Below are 15,301 nucleotides of genomic sequence, written 5' to 3' on the forward strand. Positions count from 1 at the left end.
ATCCATGAATACTCGTATTGCGCTGTCCTGCTTGTCCCTCGCTCTGCTCGCCTCCACCGCTCATGCGGCCCCGACGCTGTACCTGGGCATGAACGGCGGCACCATGGAACGGGTGTATGCCGACAAGGTGCTGCCCGCGTTCGAAAAGGCCAATAACGTCAAGGTGGTGATCGTGCCCGGCACGTCGTCGGACATCCTCGCCAAGGTCCAGGCCAACAAAGACAACCCGCAGATGCACGTGATGTTCCTCGACGACGGCATCATGTACCGCGCCATCTCCATGGGCCTGTGCGACAAACTGGCGCCGAGCCCGACCCTGGAGCAGATCCCGGCCAAGGCGAAAATCAAGGACCAAGCCGTGGCCGTGACCCTCGGCGTCACCGGCCTGGGCTACAACGCCAGGCTGTTCAAAGAGAAAGGCTGGGCTGCGCCGACCTCGTGGATGGACCTGGCCGACCCGCGCTTCAAGGACAAAGTGGTGTTCCAGTCCCTGGCCTCATCGACCTTCGGCCTGCACGGTTTCCTGATGTTCAACCGCCTCCAGGGTGGCTCAGAGACCAACGTGGAACCGGGCTTCAAGGCCTGGCCCAAAACCGTCGGCCCCAACGTGCTGGAGTACATCGCCAGCTCCGCGAAAATCTCCGAGATGGTGCAAACCGACGAAGCGGCAATCTTCCCCCTCACCCCGACCCAGGTCGCCACCCAGAAACTGCTCGGCGTGCCGATGGAATACGCGCAACCCAAGGAAGGCGCCGTGGTGCTGAACGTGGCCGAATGCGTGATCGCACGCAACGACCAACCGGAACTGGCGCAGAAACTCGCGGCCTTCCTGCTGACCGCCGAAGCCCAGGCGCCGGCGCTGGAGGAAGGTGATCAGATCCCGTCAAACCCGACCACGCCCACCAGCGACAAGACCCGCGCCCGAGTGGAGGCGATGCAGGGTTATTTGCAGACAGCGATTTCGATTGATTGGGACCAGGTGAACCAGGCGCGGCCAGAGTGGAATGCGCGGTGGAGTCGGTCGATTGAGCGGTAGCGTTTCATCCGCCTGCTCGGCGCCTACCGAGGTGCGATGGGTAGCGCGCGTTTGTGGGCGGTCTTCAGATAGGCTTGCTCCACAATCGTTCGCACCCGTTCGCTCACCGGCTCACCCATCAGGTAGGCGTCGATCTCTTCATAAGTGCAGCCGTATGCCTGCTCATCCAGCTTGCCCGGTGCCAGCTCTTCGAGGTCGGCGGTAGGTTGTTTGTGCACAAGATTCGCCGGGGCACCGAGGGCATCAGCCAGCAGGCGCACGTGGGTCTCTACTACCGAAATGAGCCAGGGACTGCTTCAACATTGCGAAGCAACGACGAAACGTAAATAAACGTCGATTACACGATTAAGATCGGGTGAGCCGATGGCTCTGCCTGCGCCTGGCACAGGCAGAGCCAGTTGTTACGCGGTATGCCCACCCAGTGTTTCAGCTACCCAATCCGCAATGTACTGTCCAGCGTTGATGCTATTGTCGAAGCTTGAGTGCTGAACACCGCCTTCTCGGTCGGTAAAGACCTTCAATTCGCGTTTGGGGCTGTTTACCAATTGCTCAAACGAGCGCTGAGCCCACTTGAGCGGGATCTGAGAGTCTTTTTCTCCGTGGGTAACCAGGAAAGGGACTTTGATGCGATCGAGAATGCCGTCCAAATGAACGCTCTCTGAAATGTGCATGAAGTCATTGATGTCCTTCGCCCCCCAAACCCAACTGACATGTTCCCAGTAGTGAGGTACGGGAAAGCTACCTTCCTTGTCGAGTCGACGTTTCTGCACATCCCGCCAGTCGTGGTTGGCCCCCCAGACAACGCCACAGGCGAAACGTGGTTCAAAAGCAACTGCGCGCGGGCAGTAGTAACCGCCCAGGGAAACGCCTTCCAGACCGATACGCTTGGCGTCGACTTCAGATCGAGTTTCCAACCAATCAACGATTCGACTGGCCCAATGCTCGCTGTCATAGCGAGCAGTAAGACCATGCAGACGCAGTGCCTCGCCGGTACCTGGCTGATCGACGACAAGCGAAGATACACCGCGCTTGGCCAACCATACCGGCAAGCCAACGCGGTATTTCATTTCTTTGGTGGAGTCCAGTCCGTTGACTTGTACCAGCAACGGAGCCCGGCCCTCGACGCCTTCTGCGCGCACATAGAGCCCTGAGATGATCTTGCCCTCATAAGGGATTTCAACACGCTCACAGTTCTCTTTGGATAAGGCGACGCCACGGGCGAAGGTTTCTAAAAAGCGCTGGTACAGTTCTTTACGCCCAGGTGCACCATGAGCCTGCAGGCGTTCGCATGTGAGGTAGTAGGTAGCGGCACGATTGTACTTTTCGCCTGCAGAGAGCCGCCGGCCAGCAACCTCGTCCTCCTCGGCAAGACCGCAGAGTTTGTCGGCCATCTTTGACCACGTTTCGCGGAAAGCTGAGGTGCCAGTCGCGTCGGGTTGTTTCGCAGCCTCTTGTAAAGGCGCGCACATCTCTTCGATCTCGCCTATGCGAGCACCCATTTCGATAGCGAGATCCACCGACAGGTTCCAAACATAATTAGTGGGGAAATAGCGAAACATTTTTTATTGTCCTTTTGCGGTCGGAAGGCGAGCCCGGGAACTTCCGGCACTCCGGGCACGATCAGAGCAGGACGTTATTCAGCGCAACCGGTTTTGGCGAATCGCGAGTAAGGATGCGAGGTATCACGAAACACGATACACCGTACAAGAGCCGCCAATTGACTCGGGTTCTGGAAGCAGAACACCCCACAATTCTGCGATCATGGGCGCAAGATAAACGTCAGCAGTTGCTGACTCCCTTGAGTAATGCGGGTAATCGGATTACCTGCCGCCTTCCTCCAGCGTTTGAATAAAATCGTGGACAGTCTCTCTGAGCCAGCGGTGCATGGGATCACCATCCATGCTGCGGTGCCATTGCATGATCTCTCTCATAACGGGGATCTTCACCGGCGGTGGAAGGATACGAAGCGGCAGGTATCGTGAGTAAAGCTCAGCCAGCCTGCGGTGCATAGTGGCGACTCGATGAGTGCCCACGATCAATTGTGGAAGCGTGTTGAAGTCGTTGGTAATGACTTCAAGTCGACGCTTGAAGCCGTATTGACTCATAAACCAGTCTTCAATACTGAGCTGTCGAGACCGACCAAACCCGACAGAAATATGCCCCATTTCTACGTACTGCTCCAGCGTCAACACCTCGCCCACGGAGTCGTTGCCACTCCAGATAACGCATACGTGCTCCTCCTCAAACAGCAATTGAGAGGGGTGCCCGTCAATCAGATAGCGCTCCGGAACAATCATCAGGTCGATTTCCCCACGAAGGATCATCTCCACGCCCTGATCCCCTGGAGGATGCATTTCAAACGTGATCCCTGGTGCGGCCTTGTATATGCGCTGAATGACCTGCGCAAAGACTACGCTGATCAAGTAGTCCGACGTGACTAAGCGAAAATGCCGCTTGCTGGATGCCGGATCAAAAAGCGGCTTTGCTGTGATGGAGGAACGGATCGTCAGTAGCACCTCGCGGACTGGTTTTGCCAATTCAAGCGCATAGGGGGTGGGTTGCATTGACCGACCTACCTGCACAAGCAGTTCGTCCTCGAAGTACTTTCGGAGTCTGCCGAGCACGCCGCTTGTTGCGGACTGGGTCATATGGAGGCGTTCGGCAGCTCGGGTAATGTTCTGCTCTTGCAGGAGCACGTCTAGCGCCACGAGAAGATTGAGATCCAAGTGATGAAATCGCATGGCGATGCATCTCCGCTTTTGTAGTTATTTTTGAGATACCTTCGTCCGATATTTCCGATGCGTCAAGCTAGCCTCCTCGCCGTCGCCTGACAGCCCTCTGCTGGTCGGCTCTCCCGCCATGTATCGAGTTTTCGGATAGCAGGCATCTCAAGTTGCGATTAGTCAGCAACTGCCTCAGACAGCACCCTCCCCTCCAGTCGAGCGGCATGCCAACCGCAGCGACACCACCACCGGCGCCTCTGCCGGATCATAATTTTAATGGAGTGGTAACCATGAACATTCTTGGCCTTGATGCCTTGGTATTTGGCGTCGATGACCTGCAAGCCTGCGCTGATTGCCTTCGTGATTACGGACTGACTGCAATACACCTGGATGCCGAAAGAGGACACTTTGAGTCGTTGGACGGATCGGCCATCATCATCCGTCGTCCAGAAGATCCAGAGCTACCTGCGGCAAAGGGCCCCGCGCCTTCACTGCGCGAGACTATCTATGGCGTTGCAAGCTCCACCGATCTCGACGCAATCGAGGATGAGTTGAGCCGGGATCGCGTGGTACGTCGCGATGCGAACGGCACCCTGCATACAGTAGATGACCTCGGTTTTGCTATTGCCTTCCAGGTTTCCTGGCGTCGCCGCTTCGATGCGCCAGCAGACCTGACCAACGCCCCGGGCAGCGCACCACAACGCCCGATCAACCAACTGGGCATCACTCCCGAGATGGCGGCTCTACCTCGCACGCTTTCGCACGTCGTGTATTTCGTTCCCGATGCCGCAAAGGGTGAAGCCTTCTATCGCGATCGACTGGGATTCGTCACCACCGACAGATTCGTGGGTGTCGGCCCCTTCATGCGGGCAAAAGGCATGGATGACCATCACTGCCTGTTCATGATCCAGACCCCTCCACACATGCAGGGGTGTGAGCATTTCACCTTTCATATGGGCAGTGGCACAGAAGTCCTTCTCGCGGGTACCCGTTTTCAGCAGAAGGGTTGGACGAGTTTCTGGGGCCCCGGGCGTCACCTCTACGGCTCCAATTGGTTCTGGTATTTCAACAGCCCATTGGGTTGTCACATCGAATACGACGCTGACATGGATAAGCACGATGACGCTTGGGCTGCTCGCCAGGCGCCCATGTCTGCGGACAACTCGCAGTTGTTCCTGTTTACCTCTCGCGAGAAGTGGGCTCCGGGTGGCCCACCGCCGAAGCAGGGCTAAGCGGTGGATCGTAGCGTAGCGCTCTGCCCTCTCGATCAACTCAAAGAAGGCCGCGCGCTAGGTTTTGATCCCTTCAGGTCAGGCAACGACACCGTGTTTGCCTTACTGCATCGAGGAGAGGTACGGGTCTATCGCAATAGCTGTCCTCACCTCGATGTGCGCCTGGAATACCGAAAGAATCGATTCCTATCAGCCGACGGACAACGCGTCATTTGCTATGCACATGGCGCGCAGTTCATGCCGGACAGCGGAGAGTGCGTATTTGGCCCGTGTCTAGGGCAATCGTTAACCGCTTTTAAGTTCCGGTGCGAGGAAGGTTTGCTTCTTCTGTGCATAGACCCATTCGACCAACCCATTGAGGTATCGCGCGGCGCGATAGGTCACATCTGAGGACTCGATTAGTCAAATCCTGCGGCACTCGGGAAACTCAAACCCACGCACTAACAACGACCGCATCTATCAAGTATGCGGAGAACAATAACAACACGTGAGTCACTTCATGAATATTGCAAAAGTGCTGATAGTCGGTGGTGGTATTGGTGGTTTGTGTGCCGCCATCGCATTGCGCCGTAAAGGGATTGACGTCGATCTGGTCGAGATCAAGACCGAATGGACGGTCTACGGCGTCGGCATCATCCAGCAAAGCAACGTAGTCCGCGAAATGGCGAAGCTGGGCCTGCTCGATGCTTATCTGGATGCCGCTTACGCATTCGAAGACGTTGGTATCTACAACACCGATGGCCTGCCTCTGGTTCGGATTCCTGGGCAACGCCTAGCCGGCCCGGAGTACCCAGCCAACGTTGGCATCTCCCGCAGAGCCCTTCATAAGGTACTTAGCGAAACAGCTATCGAACTCGGCACCGACGTTCGACTAGGTACTTCAATCGAGAGTTTTGAACAGAGCGAGGATGGTATCGATGTGCTGTTCAACGATGCAAGCCGAGCTCGCTACTCTCTGGTTGTAGGCGCTGATGGCCTGTTCTCCAAGGTTCGTAACCTGATGTTCGGCGACAAGTACCAACCTCGCTTCACCGGCCAATCCGTATGGCGTTACAACTTTCCACGCGCCCCCGAAATCGATCATCTCGCCAACTACCAAGGCCCTTCGGGTAACGCGGGTCTCGTCCCTCTGGCTGATGACTTGATGTATCTCTTCACCACGTCTCACGAGCCGGGCAACCCCTGGATGGATGAAGGAACCCTGGCGGAGGAGCTTCGCAAGCGCCTCTCCGGCTTTGGTGGACTGATCGGCAAATTGCGTGAGCAGATCACTGATAACTCACAGGTTGTCTACAAGCCGCTTGAGGCTGTGTTCGTCGATGAGTGTTGGTATCACGGGCGCGTCCTGCTTATCGGAGATGCGGCTCACGCTACGACTCCACACCTCGGCCAAGGTGCGGGCATGGCGATTGAGGACGCGGTTGTTCTGAGCGAGGAACTCGTCTCGGCCGGCACCCTGGCTGAACAACTGCAACGTTTCATGGATCGTCGATTCGAGCGCTGCAAGTTCATCAGTGAGAAGTCTCTATTCGCTGGCGAAAAAGAGATGCAACAGGATCGCGACTTCGATCGCATCTCCCTGGTTAAGCAAATGCTGGAGGTCACAGCACGCCCAGTCTGATATCGCGGCGGGTGCCAAACCTGTTGCGCACCCGTTCGCAAGCCAACACTGACCTACAAGAAAAACAAAAACGAGGTGACTTAAATGCTGTCTTGCAAGCACGCATCCACCCGGCCGTCGCTGCCACTCAAACCTCTTGCATTCGCTGTTTCCATGCTAGCGATCACTGCAGGACTACCCGATGCCCACGCATTCGAATTCGATACGGGGAATCCCGATATTCGAGCACGGTGGGATAACACCCTGAAATACAGTTCGGCATGGCGCACCAAAGGTCAAAGCGACAAATTGATCGATGGCCAAACCTCGCTCAATCAGGATGACGGCGACCGTAACTTCAACAAGGGTCTGATCTCCAATCGTCTAGATCTGCTCTCTGAAATGGACATCACGTACAAAAACGTCGGCGCTCGTGTGAGCGGAGCCGCATGGTACGACGACGTCTACAACCGCGGCAGCGACAATAACGATCCGTCCCGCGCCAATAGCCATTCAGTAGCCTATGACGAATTCAGCCATGACACCCGCACCCTGCATGGTCGTAAAGGTGAGCTTCTGGATGCCTTCCTGTTTGGCAAGACCGATGTCGGCGACATGCAAGCCTCGGGTCGAGTGGGTCAGTACGCAATGCAGTGGGGAGAAAGTCTTTTCTACGGCATGAATGGTATCGCCGGCGGCATGGCGCCAGTCGATGCAGTCAAAGCCTTGTCGGTACCCAATACCCAGTTCAAGGAGCTGATCCGTCCAGTCCAGCAGCTCTCTGGCCAGCTCCAACTGACTCCGGATGTATCCATCGGCGCCTATTACCAGTTCGAATGGGAAGCAAACCGCCTGCCAGCCGAAGGCAGCTACTTTTCCACCAGTGATAGCTTCGGTGAAGGTAACGAGCGCATGTTCATTGGCGCTCCGCTGTTTCCGGGGGCCCAACCGCTGGCGTTCTATCACGGTAAGGACAAAGATGCGAAGGACTCGGGGCAAGGCGGCGTACAACTTCGCTGGCGTACCGAGACAGTCGACTGGGGCGTCTACGCCATCCGCTTCCATGATAAAAATCCACAACTGAACGTGCGCCCGGACTTCGCGAATCTGAACCCTCAGTCGGGCAAGGCCGGCGAGTACTACTGGGTCTATCCGGAAGGTATCGAGGCTCTGGGCGCGAGCTTCTCCACCACGCTCGGTAACTACAACATCGCTGGCGAGCTCTCCACTCGCTGGAACCAGCCTCTGGCATCCACCAACCAGCGCACTCTTGCACCGGGCGAGTCGATCAAAAATGACGATGACCCTCTGTACGCAACGGGGAGGACGCTACACGCCAACCTCTCATGGCTGTCGAGCCTCGAGCCGAACTTCATCGCCCCGGAAGCCAGTTTCATCGGTGAGATTGCATGGAACAGAGTCATGAGTGTCAGCAAAAACAAAGACGCCATTGACCCGAATGCAGACCGCGACGCGACCAGTCTGCGACTTGTTTACGAACCTATGTATCGCCAGTTCCTACCGGGTCTGGATTTATCCGTGCCTATCGGCGCCAGCTACACAAACGGTGCCTCCGAGGCACTGGGCGCGGGCTTCGGAGCCAATCACGGCGGTGACCTCAACATCGGGCTCAAAGGCAACTATCTGAACACCTGGAGTCTGGGCCTGACGTATACGCACTACTACGGCCCGGAAAATACCTTCCTTGATGCCGCCAACCACTACACGTTCGAACAGTCGCTCAAAGATCGCGACTTCCTTGCCTTCAATGTCAGCCGCACCTTCTGACCGGGGATTATTCGATGATAAACAATAAAAAATTTGTCTCTTTGCTCACCACCTTGAGTGCCTCGCTGTTTTTTGCGCACGGGGCAATGGCAGCCGTCTCCGCCGATGAGGCGGCCAAATTGAAGTCGACGCTGACTCCATTTGGCGCGCAGCGCGCAGGCAACGCCGACGGCAGTATTCCGGAGTGGAAAGGAGGCTTCACCCAGGCCGATCCCTCAAACAAGGAAGGCGGCAAGCGCAATGATCCGTTCGCGGCCGACCAGGCTTTGCTCACCATTACCGCCCAGAACATGGCTCAGTACGCCGATAAGCTGTCGGCTGGCACCCAAGCCATGCTGAAAAAGTACCCGGACAGCTACAAAGTCGTGGTGTACCCAACTCGTCGCACTGCCGCTGCCCCGCAGTCCATTTACGACGCTACTTTCGCGAATGCCACCAGCGGCAAACTGGCGAACGGCCCGGCGGGGCCTATGCCTTTAGGCGCGGCAGGCGGTATTCCGTTCCCGATCCCCCAGAATGGTGAAGAAGCAATCTGGAACCACCTGTTGCGTTGGCGCGGAGCTTCGTGGCACGCCAATTTCTCTCAGTACCTCACCACGGCGGACGGAAAGCATGTACTGACGAACGACTCCCGGGCAGATGTTCAAATGCCTTGGTACCTGCCCGGTTTCAGCAGTGACAAGGGCGTCTTCTGGTCAATCCGGATGACGAACGACGGCCCACCATTGCGCGCTGGAGAGGCAATCACAGGTCTTGAGAATATCAACGCCGACAACACCACTGCCTGGACGTACCTCCCTGGCCAGCGCCGAGTTCGCCGCCTTCCCAACGCCTGCTGCGACACCCCGACTCCGGCGACCGCTGGGGTGATGAGCTTCGACGAGCTCAATGTGTTTACCGGTCGAATTGACCGCTTCGACTGGAAGCTGGTGGGCAAGAAAGAGTTGTACATCCCGTACAACTCGAACCGGGTATTCACTGCCTCCAGCCCCGAAGCACTCTTCGACGCGCACCATATGAAATCCGACGCCGTGCGTTGGGAGCTGCACCGTGTCTGGGTAGTTGAAGCGACCCTGAAGAGCGGTGCTCGACACGTTATGCCCAAGAGCACCTATTACCTCGATGAGGACACCTGGACAGCCGTCCTTGGTGATCGCTACGACGCCCGGGGGCAGCTCGCAAAAGTGTTGTGGACCTCGCCAGTTGCTCTGCCCGACCTCCCAGGCACTGCGTCAGTCACTACCGGCTTTTACGACCTGCTTTCCGGTGCATGGTTCGTCGGTGACGTTTTTGCCGGGAAGAGCGAGCAATACCGCATCGTGCCGCCCTACAAGGACTCGGTATTTACCGCTGACGCGATGGCGGGTGAAGGCATCCGGTGATTCTGGCGGGGCGTAAGCCCCGTCTGCATCAAATAAGAACAAAAAGGGTTGCGTGCGATGAAAAAGATAATCTCCGGCTTGCTAATGGCAGCGGGCTGCTCGTTGCTGCCTGCCTGGGCAGCAGATACGGTCGATGTCCTTTCCCAAAAGGCAGTACTCGGATCTCAAGCACTGCATGCGGTGCTCCTGGACGTCAACAAAGCCGGTTCGCGGCTGGTTGCAGTCGGCGAACGCGGTGTTGTGCTGCTATCAGATGATGGCGGCCAACATTGGCGACAATCCGCCAGCCCCATCAGCACAACGTTGACCAGCGTGCAATTCGTTGACTCGAGGAACGGCTGGGCTGTGGGTCACTCCGGTGTCGTGCTGCATAGCAGCGATGGCGGGGAAAGCTGGCAATTGCAGTTGGATGGAAAGCAAGCGGCTGCCCTTGAGTTGCAAGCAGCCCAATACTCTGGGGATTCAAAGCGAATCGCTGTGGCGCAAAGATTGTCGGCCGATGGTGCCGACAAGCCTCTGTTGGTAGTGAACTTCGTTGATGCAAAGCATGGCGTTGCCCTTGGGGCGTACGGTCTTGCGCTGATGACGAAGGACGGAGGCAATACCTGGCAATCCTGGATGGGTGACCTTCCAAATCCGAGAGGCCTGCATCTCTATGCGATGGCTCGCAACGGCGATGAAATCATCATCGCGGGGGAGCAAGGTCTGCTGTTGCACTCCATCGATAGCGGCCTCACGTTCGAAGCCCTTAAGAGTCCTTACGAAGGCAGTTATTTTGCCGCTGCAATTCTTCCCAATAAGAAGATTCTGGTCGGAGGCCTGCGAGGCAAGCTGTTCTCCTCTGAGGATGGTGGCATCAGCTTCCAGCCTGTCGACAACCCCTTTGCTGCTTCCCTCAATGCCATTCGCATCGCCGGTCAAAACCTGTTGCTCGTCAACCAGGCCGGCATCCTCCTGCGAAGCGGACTTACAGATCTGCACTTTCAGCCCATCACCGTATCCGAAGGACTTCCTTTGACCTCTGTCAGTGAAACATCTGATAGCGCCCTGGTCGCTGTTGGTATGGCAGGCGCGTGGCGCATAGCGCCTTCTTTTTCCTCCAAAATCGCGGACTGAGCCATGCACGTAAAGACCTCCCCTACTCCGTCTGCCGGTAGTCTCGACGATTTCGACAGCACCTCTGGCTCCGTACTGGAGCGCGCACTCTTTAACCATCGTGCCCTGGTTGTACTGCTTTGCCTGGTCGTGACAGTTCTGCTGGCATGGCAGGCGACACGCGTGACACTCAATGCAAGCTTCGAGAAGATGATTCCGCGTGAGCATCCGTACATCGTCAACTACCTGGAGCACCGCCAGGAACTGGCGGGTCTTGGCAATGCTGTGCGAATTGCCGTAGTGAACCCAGAGGGGAGTATCTACGACAAAAAATATTTGCACACTCTCCAGCAACTCAGCGATGAGGTGTATCTGCTTGCGGGGGTTGACCGTGCAGCAATGAAGTCGCTGTGGACGCCATCTACTCGCTGGACTGGTGTCACCGAGGAAGGGCTGGAAGGCGGCCCGGTAATTCCCGATGGCTACGACGGCGGCAGTGCAAGCCTGGAATCCCTCAAGCGCAACGTTGAGCGCTCCAACGAGATCGGACAGTTGGTGGCTTTCAACCAAAGCTCCAGCATTGTGTACGTGCCGCTGTTGGAACGAACACCTGATGGTCAGACTCTGGATTACACCGTCTTCGCTCATGAACTGGAAAAGCTGCGTACTAAATACCAAGCGCAAGGTGTTGAGATCCACATCACCGGTTTTGCGAAAGTTGTAGGTGACCTGATCGATGGTCTCAAACAAATTCTAGTGTTCTTCGCTGCAGCCATCTTGATCACCGCGGCAGTACTTTACTGGTACACCCGTTGCGCACGAAGCACCTTTCTGGTGGTGACCTGCTCTTTGGTCGCAGTGATTTGGCAGCTGGGTTTACTGCCATTGCTCGGGTACGAACTTGACCCTTACTCGGTGCTGGTGCCATTTCTGGTGTTCGCAATAGGCATGAGCCATGGCGCACAGAAAATGAATGGCATCATGCAGGACATAGGGCGCGGGATGCATCGCCTGGTGGCTGCGCGGTTTACATTCCGCCGGTTGTTCCTGGCCGGCCTGACTGCGTTGCTATGCGATGCGGTGGGGTTCGCAGTTCTGATGATCATCAAGATACAGGTGATCCAGGATCTGGCAGTAATCGCCAGTCTCGGCGTAGCCGTCCTCATTTTCACAAACCTGATTCTGCTCCCAATCCTGCTCTCCTACATGGGCGTTAGCCAAAAAGCGGCTCGGCGCAGCCTTCGCGGTGAAGAAGCTGAGGCGTGTGGCGAAGAGAAGCACGTTGTATGGCGTTTCCTGGATCTCTTCACTCGCAAGCGTTGGGCAACGCTATGCGTCATCGTCGCTGCGCTCATGGCCTGCGCAGGCTACGCAGTAAGCCTGAAGCTAAAAGTTGGTGATCTTGATGCCGGCGCTCCAGAGCTTCGCCCTGACTCTCGCTACAACCGTGACAATGGATTCATAACACAGCATTACGGTGCAAGCAGCGACGTATTTGCCGTGATGGTGAAGACTCGCGCTGGGGAGTGCTCGACGTACAACACGCTGAAGCGAGTTGATGATCTGGATTGGCAGCTTCGCGGACTTGAGGGTGTCGACTCGACAAACTCCTTGGCCTTGTTAAATCGCCGCGTGCTGGTTGGCCTCTCCGAGGGCAACCCCAAATGGTACGAGTTAGTGAACAACCAGGCGACCTTGAACATGGTCACCGCGGGAGCCCCACGTGGCTTGTACAACGATGACTGCAGCCTGTTGACGCTCTATGCCTACCTCAAAGACCACAAGGCCGACACGCTCAACAACGTTGTCGAAAATGTTGAAGGTTTTGCCAGGAACAATAACTCCGGCGATGCCACGTTTCTTCTGGCAGCGGGTAGTGCAGGCATTGAAGCGGCCACCAATATCGTTGTGAAACAGGCGAATCACGACATGCTTTGGTGGGTCTACGGCGCAGTCATTCTGCTTTGCCTGGTGACGTTCCGATCGTGGCGCGCAGTGCTCTGTGCAGTATTGCCTCTAATGCTCACATCGATTCTTTGTGAAGCCTTGATGGTCGCGCTGGGCATGGGCGTCAAGGTCGCCACCCTGCCCGTTATCGCTCTTGGTGTAGGCATCGGTGTCGACTATGCGTTGTACGTCATGAGCATCGTGCTGGCCCAGCTTCGCCAAGGCGAAAGCCTGTCCCGGGCCTATTACCAGGCACTTCTGTTCACCGGCAAGGTCGTCATGCTGACAGGCGTGACACTCGCTATCGGCGTGGGCACCTGGATCTTCTCTCCGATCAAATTCCAGGCAGACATGGGCGTGCTGCTGGCCTTCATGTTTGTCTGGAACATGGTCGGGGCGCTGATCTTGTTGCCGGCGCTGGCGTATTTCCTCTTGCCCCAGAAACGCCGGGTTGCAGACACACCCGCAGTGCTGAACCCGGTCGCCACACGCAACCCGGTAGCGCAGGACAAGGCTTTCCAACGCCCGGTTGCTCTGGAGGTTCGTCATGAAGGCTGAATACGAAGCCGGTACGCCGCAATCCTTATTGCTGTTGCTCGGCAGTTGCCTGCCGGTACTGGGCGCGGTACTGCTGGCCCCGGTGCTGCCACGCATGCAGGTGTATTTCGCCGACACACCGGGGGCTGCCGTGCTGGTACCGGTGGCCCTGACGCTACCGGCCCTGATGATTGCCTTACTGGCGCCGTTCGCCGGGATGATCGCCGACCGCACCGGGCGTAAGCCCCTGTTGCTGGTGGCGATGCTGATTTACACGCTGTGCGGGACTTTGCCTCTGTGGCTCGATTCACTGCAGGCCATTGTCCTAAGCCGCGCCGGCATCGGCCTGGCCGAAGCGGCGATTATGACCTGCTGTACCACCCTGATGGGCGACTACTACAGCGGCGGGCGCCGCGAGCGGCTGTTTGCCTTGCAGATGGTCGCGACCTCCTTATCGGCGGTGTTGTTTATGGCCATCGGCGGGCAGTTGGGCCAGGACAGCTGGCGCACGCCGTTCGCCTTGTATGCCGTGGGTCTAGTGCTTCTACCGTTGATGGCGCTGTGGCTATGGGAACCTCGGGGGCTGGTGGCGGCGGAGGTCGCCCAGCGCCGCTTGCCATGGCGAGGGTTGTTGCCGCTGCTGGTGCTGGCGTTGCTGGCGGGCATGAGCCTGTTCATCGTACCGGTGCAGGCTGGCTACCTGCTTAACCTGCTGGGCGTGGACGCACCGCAGCAGATCGGCATGACCATGGGCGGTAACCAGGTGGGCGTAGTGCTGGGCGCCCTGAGCTTTAAACTGATTGGTCGCACCCGGCCTTCCTGGCTGTTGCTGCTTGCGTTTGTGTTGGCCGGCAGCGGCGGGTTATTGATGGCGGGGGCCGACAGTCACGGCTTGGTTTCGTTGGCGGTATTTATCAACGGGTTGGGCATCGGCCTGATGCTGCCCACCTTGATCACCCGGATCATGGCCCAGGTCGATTTCAGCCAGCGCGGCCGAGCCAGCGGCTTGTTTACCTCAGCGATCTTCGCCGGTGAGTTTGTCAGCCCCCTCGTGGTGCTGGCCATTACCGCTGGCGTTCCTTCAGCCTTGCCGACCGCACTGGCCGTAGTCGGCGGACTGCAATGGCTGGTAGCCCTTGGCTGCCTGCACATCCCCACCATTGCCCTCTTGGAAAAACACGCATGAACGCTGACCTGTTCAACCTGGCGGGCAAGGTGGCGTTGATCACCGGCGCTACCCGCGGCATCGGTCTGGCCATCGCCCGTGCTTATGGTCGTGCCGGGGCGCGCCTGGCCATTAGTAGCGAGAGTCTTGAAGACTGTACTCGGGTGGCCGCCACCTTGGCCAGGGAGGGCATCGACGCCTGGCCCATCGCCGCCGACCTCAGCCAGCAGGAGGATGTCGTTATCCTGGCCGAGGCCGTGCTCGCGCGCTTTGGCAACCTCGACGCGCTGGTGTGCAACGCTGGCATCGCCCCGCACATGGGGCCATTGGCAACCGCCAGCGATCTCGACTGGGACACCACCCTGACCGTAAACCTGCGCAGCGCATTATGGCTGACCAGTGCCGTGCTACCGGCCATGGCCGCGCGAGGTGGCGGCAGCGTGGTGCTGATGGCCAGCATCGCCGGGGTGCGCGGCAACAAGGCACTGGGGCTTTACGGAATATCGAAGGCAGGCCTGGCACAACTCGCCCGCAATCTCGCTGTGGAATGGGGCCCCAAGAACATCCACATCAATGCTATCAGCCCCGGCGTGATTCAAACCGAATTCGCACGCCCACTAACAGATAACCCTGAAGTGATGCAGCGCCGCATGGCGCTCACCCCATTGCGTCGTGTTGGGCGCCCGGAGGAAGTAGCTGCCTTGGCACTTTTACTGGCCGCACCAGGCGGCGCGTTCATCACCGGACAGAACATTGTAGTCGATGGTGGTACCACCATCGGTGATGGAAACTAAGG

General features: G+C 57.6%; 12 protein-coding genes and 1 pseudogene. 10 read left to right on the top strand and 3 right to left on the bottom strand.

Going from position 1 to position 15,301, the window contains the following annotated elements:
- Window positions 1-4 precede the first annotated feature (4 nt).
- Complete coding sequence (locus C8K66_RS26710; protein WP_079443607.1) at window positions 5-1,036, top strand: ABC transporter substrate-binding protein; 1,032 nt, start codon at window positions 5-7, stop codon at window positions 1,034-1,036.
- 23 nt (window positions 1,037-1,059) lie between these two features.
- On the opposite strand, the pseudogene nadE reads toward C8K66_RS26710, so the two are convergent.
- From nadE to C8K66_RS26725, 3 genes and pseudogenes are all read right to left on the bottom strand, one after another.
- Window positions 1,060-1,302: pseudogene (nadE, locus tag C8K66_RS26715) on the bottom strand (NAD(+) synthase); the annotation flags it as partial.
- 135 nt (window positions 1,303-1,437) lie between these two features.
- On the bottom strand, window positions 1,438-2,595 hold the full coding sequence (locus C8K66_RS26720) for a S9 family peptidase (protein ID WP_046383770.1): 1,158 nt from the start codon (window positions 2,593-2,595) through the stop codon (window positions 1,438-1,440).
- A gap of 261 nt (window positions 2,596-2,856) precedes the next feature.
- Window positions 2,857-3,777: a LysR family transcriptional regulator gene (locus tag C8K66_RS26725; RefSeq protein WP_108526465.1), complete on the bottom strand. Its 921-nt coding sequence runs from the start codon at window positions 3,775-3,777 to the stop codon at window positions 2,857-2,859.
- Window positions 3,778-4,049: 272 nt separating this feature from the next.
- Between C8K66_RS26725 and C8K66_RS26730 the strand changes: the two genes are divergently transcribed.
- From C8K66_RS26730 to C8K66_RS26770, 9 genes are all read left to right on the top strand, one after another.
- Complete coding sequence (locus C8K66_RS26730; RefSeq protein WP_046383772.1) at window positions 4,050-4,991, top strand: VOC family protein; 942 nt, start codon at window positions 4,050-4,052, stop codon at window positions 4,989-4,991.
- Between the two features lie 3 nt (window positions 4,992-4,994).
- Window positions 4,995-5,381, top strand: a complete 387-nt coding sequence (locus C8K66_RS26735) for a Rieske 2Fe-2S domain-containing protein (protein WP_082107771.1) — start codon at window positions 4,995-4,997, stop codon at window positions 5,379-5,381.
- A gap of 109 nt (window positions 5,382-5,490) precedes the next feature.
- Window positions 5,491-6,612, top strand: coding sequence for an FAD-dependent oxidoreductase (locus tag C8K66_RS26740; RefSeq protein ID WP_046383773.1), 1,122 nt, complete (start codon window positions 5,491-5,493; stop codon window positions 6,610-6,612).
- Between the two features lie 84 nt (window positions 6,613-6,696).
- Complete coding sequence (locus C8K66_RS26745; protein WP_046383774.1) at window positions 6,697-8,379, top strand: DUF1302 domain-containing protein; 1,683 nt, start codon at window positions 6,697-6,699, stop codon at window positions 8,377-8,379.
- Between the two features lie 14 nt (window positions 8,380-8,393).
- Complete coding sequence (locus C8K66_RS26750) at window positions 8,394-9,761, top strand: DUF1329 domain-containing protein (RefSeq protein WP_052735804.1); 1,368 nt, start codon at window positions 8,394-8,396, stop codon at window positions 9,759-9,761.
- 57 nt (window positions 9,762-9,818) lie between these two features.
- Complete coding sequence (locus C8K66_RS26755) at window positions 9,819-10,877, top strand: YCF48-related protein (RefSeq protein ID WP_046383775.1); 1,059 nt, start codon at window positions 9,819-9,821, stop codon at window positions 10,875-10,877.
- Window positions 10,878-10,880: 3 nt separating this feature from the next.
- Window positions 10,881-13,361 (top strand): RND family transporter, encoded by a 2,481-nt coding sequence (locus C8K66_RS26760; RefSeq protein WP_046383776.1) that lies wholly within the window; start codon window positions 10,881-10,883, stop codon window positions 13,359-13,361.
- On the top strand, window positions 13,351-14,526 hold the full coding sequence (locus C8K66_RS26765) for an MFS transporter (RefSeq protein WP_046383777.1): 1,176 nt from the start codon (window positions 13,351-13,353) through the stop codon (window positions 14,524-14,526). Before C8K66_RS26760 ends, C8K66_RS26765 begins: the two co-directional genes overlap by 11 nt.
- Window positions 14,523-15,299 (top strand): SDR family NAD(P)-dependent oxidoreductase, encoded by a 777-nt coding sequence (locus tag C8K66_RS26770; RefSeq protein WP_108526467.1) that lies wholly within the window; start codon window positions 14,523-14,525, stop codon window positions 15,297-15,299. Before C8K66_RS26765 ends, C8K66_RS26770 begins: the two co-directional genes overlap by 4 nt.
- Window positions 15,300-15,301 lie beyond the last annotated feature (2 nt).

The organism is Pseudomonas sp. GV105, assembly GCF_003058185.1.
Classification (GTDB): domain Bacteria; phylum Pseudomonadota; class Gammaproteobacteria; order Pseudomonadales; family Pseudomonadaceae; genus Aquipseudomonas; species Aquipseudomonas veronii.

Excerpts from the sequence above, each read along its gene's own strand:
- C8K66_RS26710 (WP_079443607.1), top strand. The coding sequence starts at position 5 with ATGAATACTCGTATTGCGCTGTCCTGCTTGTCCCTCGCTCTGCTCGCC.
- C8K66_RS26720 (WP_046383770.1), bottom strand. The coding sequence starts at position 2,595 with ATGTTTCGCTATTTCCCCACTAATTATGTTTGGAACCTGTCGGTGGAT.
- C8K66_RS26725 (WP_108526465.1), bottom strand. The coding sequence starts at position 3,777 with ATGCGATTTCATCACTTGGATCTCAATCTTCTCGTGGCGCTAGACGTG.
- C8K66_RS26730 (WP_046383772.1), top strand. The coding sequence starts at position 4,050 with ATGAACATTCTTGGCCTTGATGCCTTGGTATTTGGCGTCGATGACCTG.
- C8K66_RS26740 (WP_046383773.1), top strand. The coding sequence starts at position 5,491 with ATGAATATTGCAAAAGTGCTGATAGTCGGTGGTGGTATTGGTGGTTTG.
- C8K66_RS26745 (WP_046383774.1), top strand. The coding sequence starts at position 6,697 with ATGCTGTCTTGCAAGCACGCATCCACCCGGCCGTCGCTGCCACTCAAA.
- C8K66_RS26750 (WP_052735804.1), top strand. The coding sequence starts at position 8,394 with ATGATAAACAATAAAAAATTTGTCTCTTTGCTCACCACCTTGAGTGCC.
- C8K66_RS26755 (WP_046383775.1), top strand. The coding sequence starts at position 9,819 with ATGAAAAAGATAATCTCCGGCTTGCTAATGGCAGCGGGCTGCTCGTTG.
- C8K66_RS26760 (WP_046383776.1), top strand. The coding sequence starts at position 10,881 with ATGCACGTAAAGACCTCCCCTACTCCGTCTGCCGGTAGTCTCGACGAT.
- C8K66_RS26765 (WP_046383777.1), top strand. The coding sequence starts at position 13,351 with ATGAAGGCTGAATACGAAGCCGGTACGCCGCAATCCTTATTGCTGTTG.
- C8K66_RS26770 (WP_108526467.1), top strand. The coding sequence starts at position 14,523 with ATGAACGCTGACCTGTTCAACCTGGCGGGCAAGGTGGCGTTGATCACC.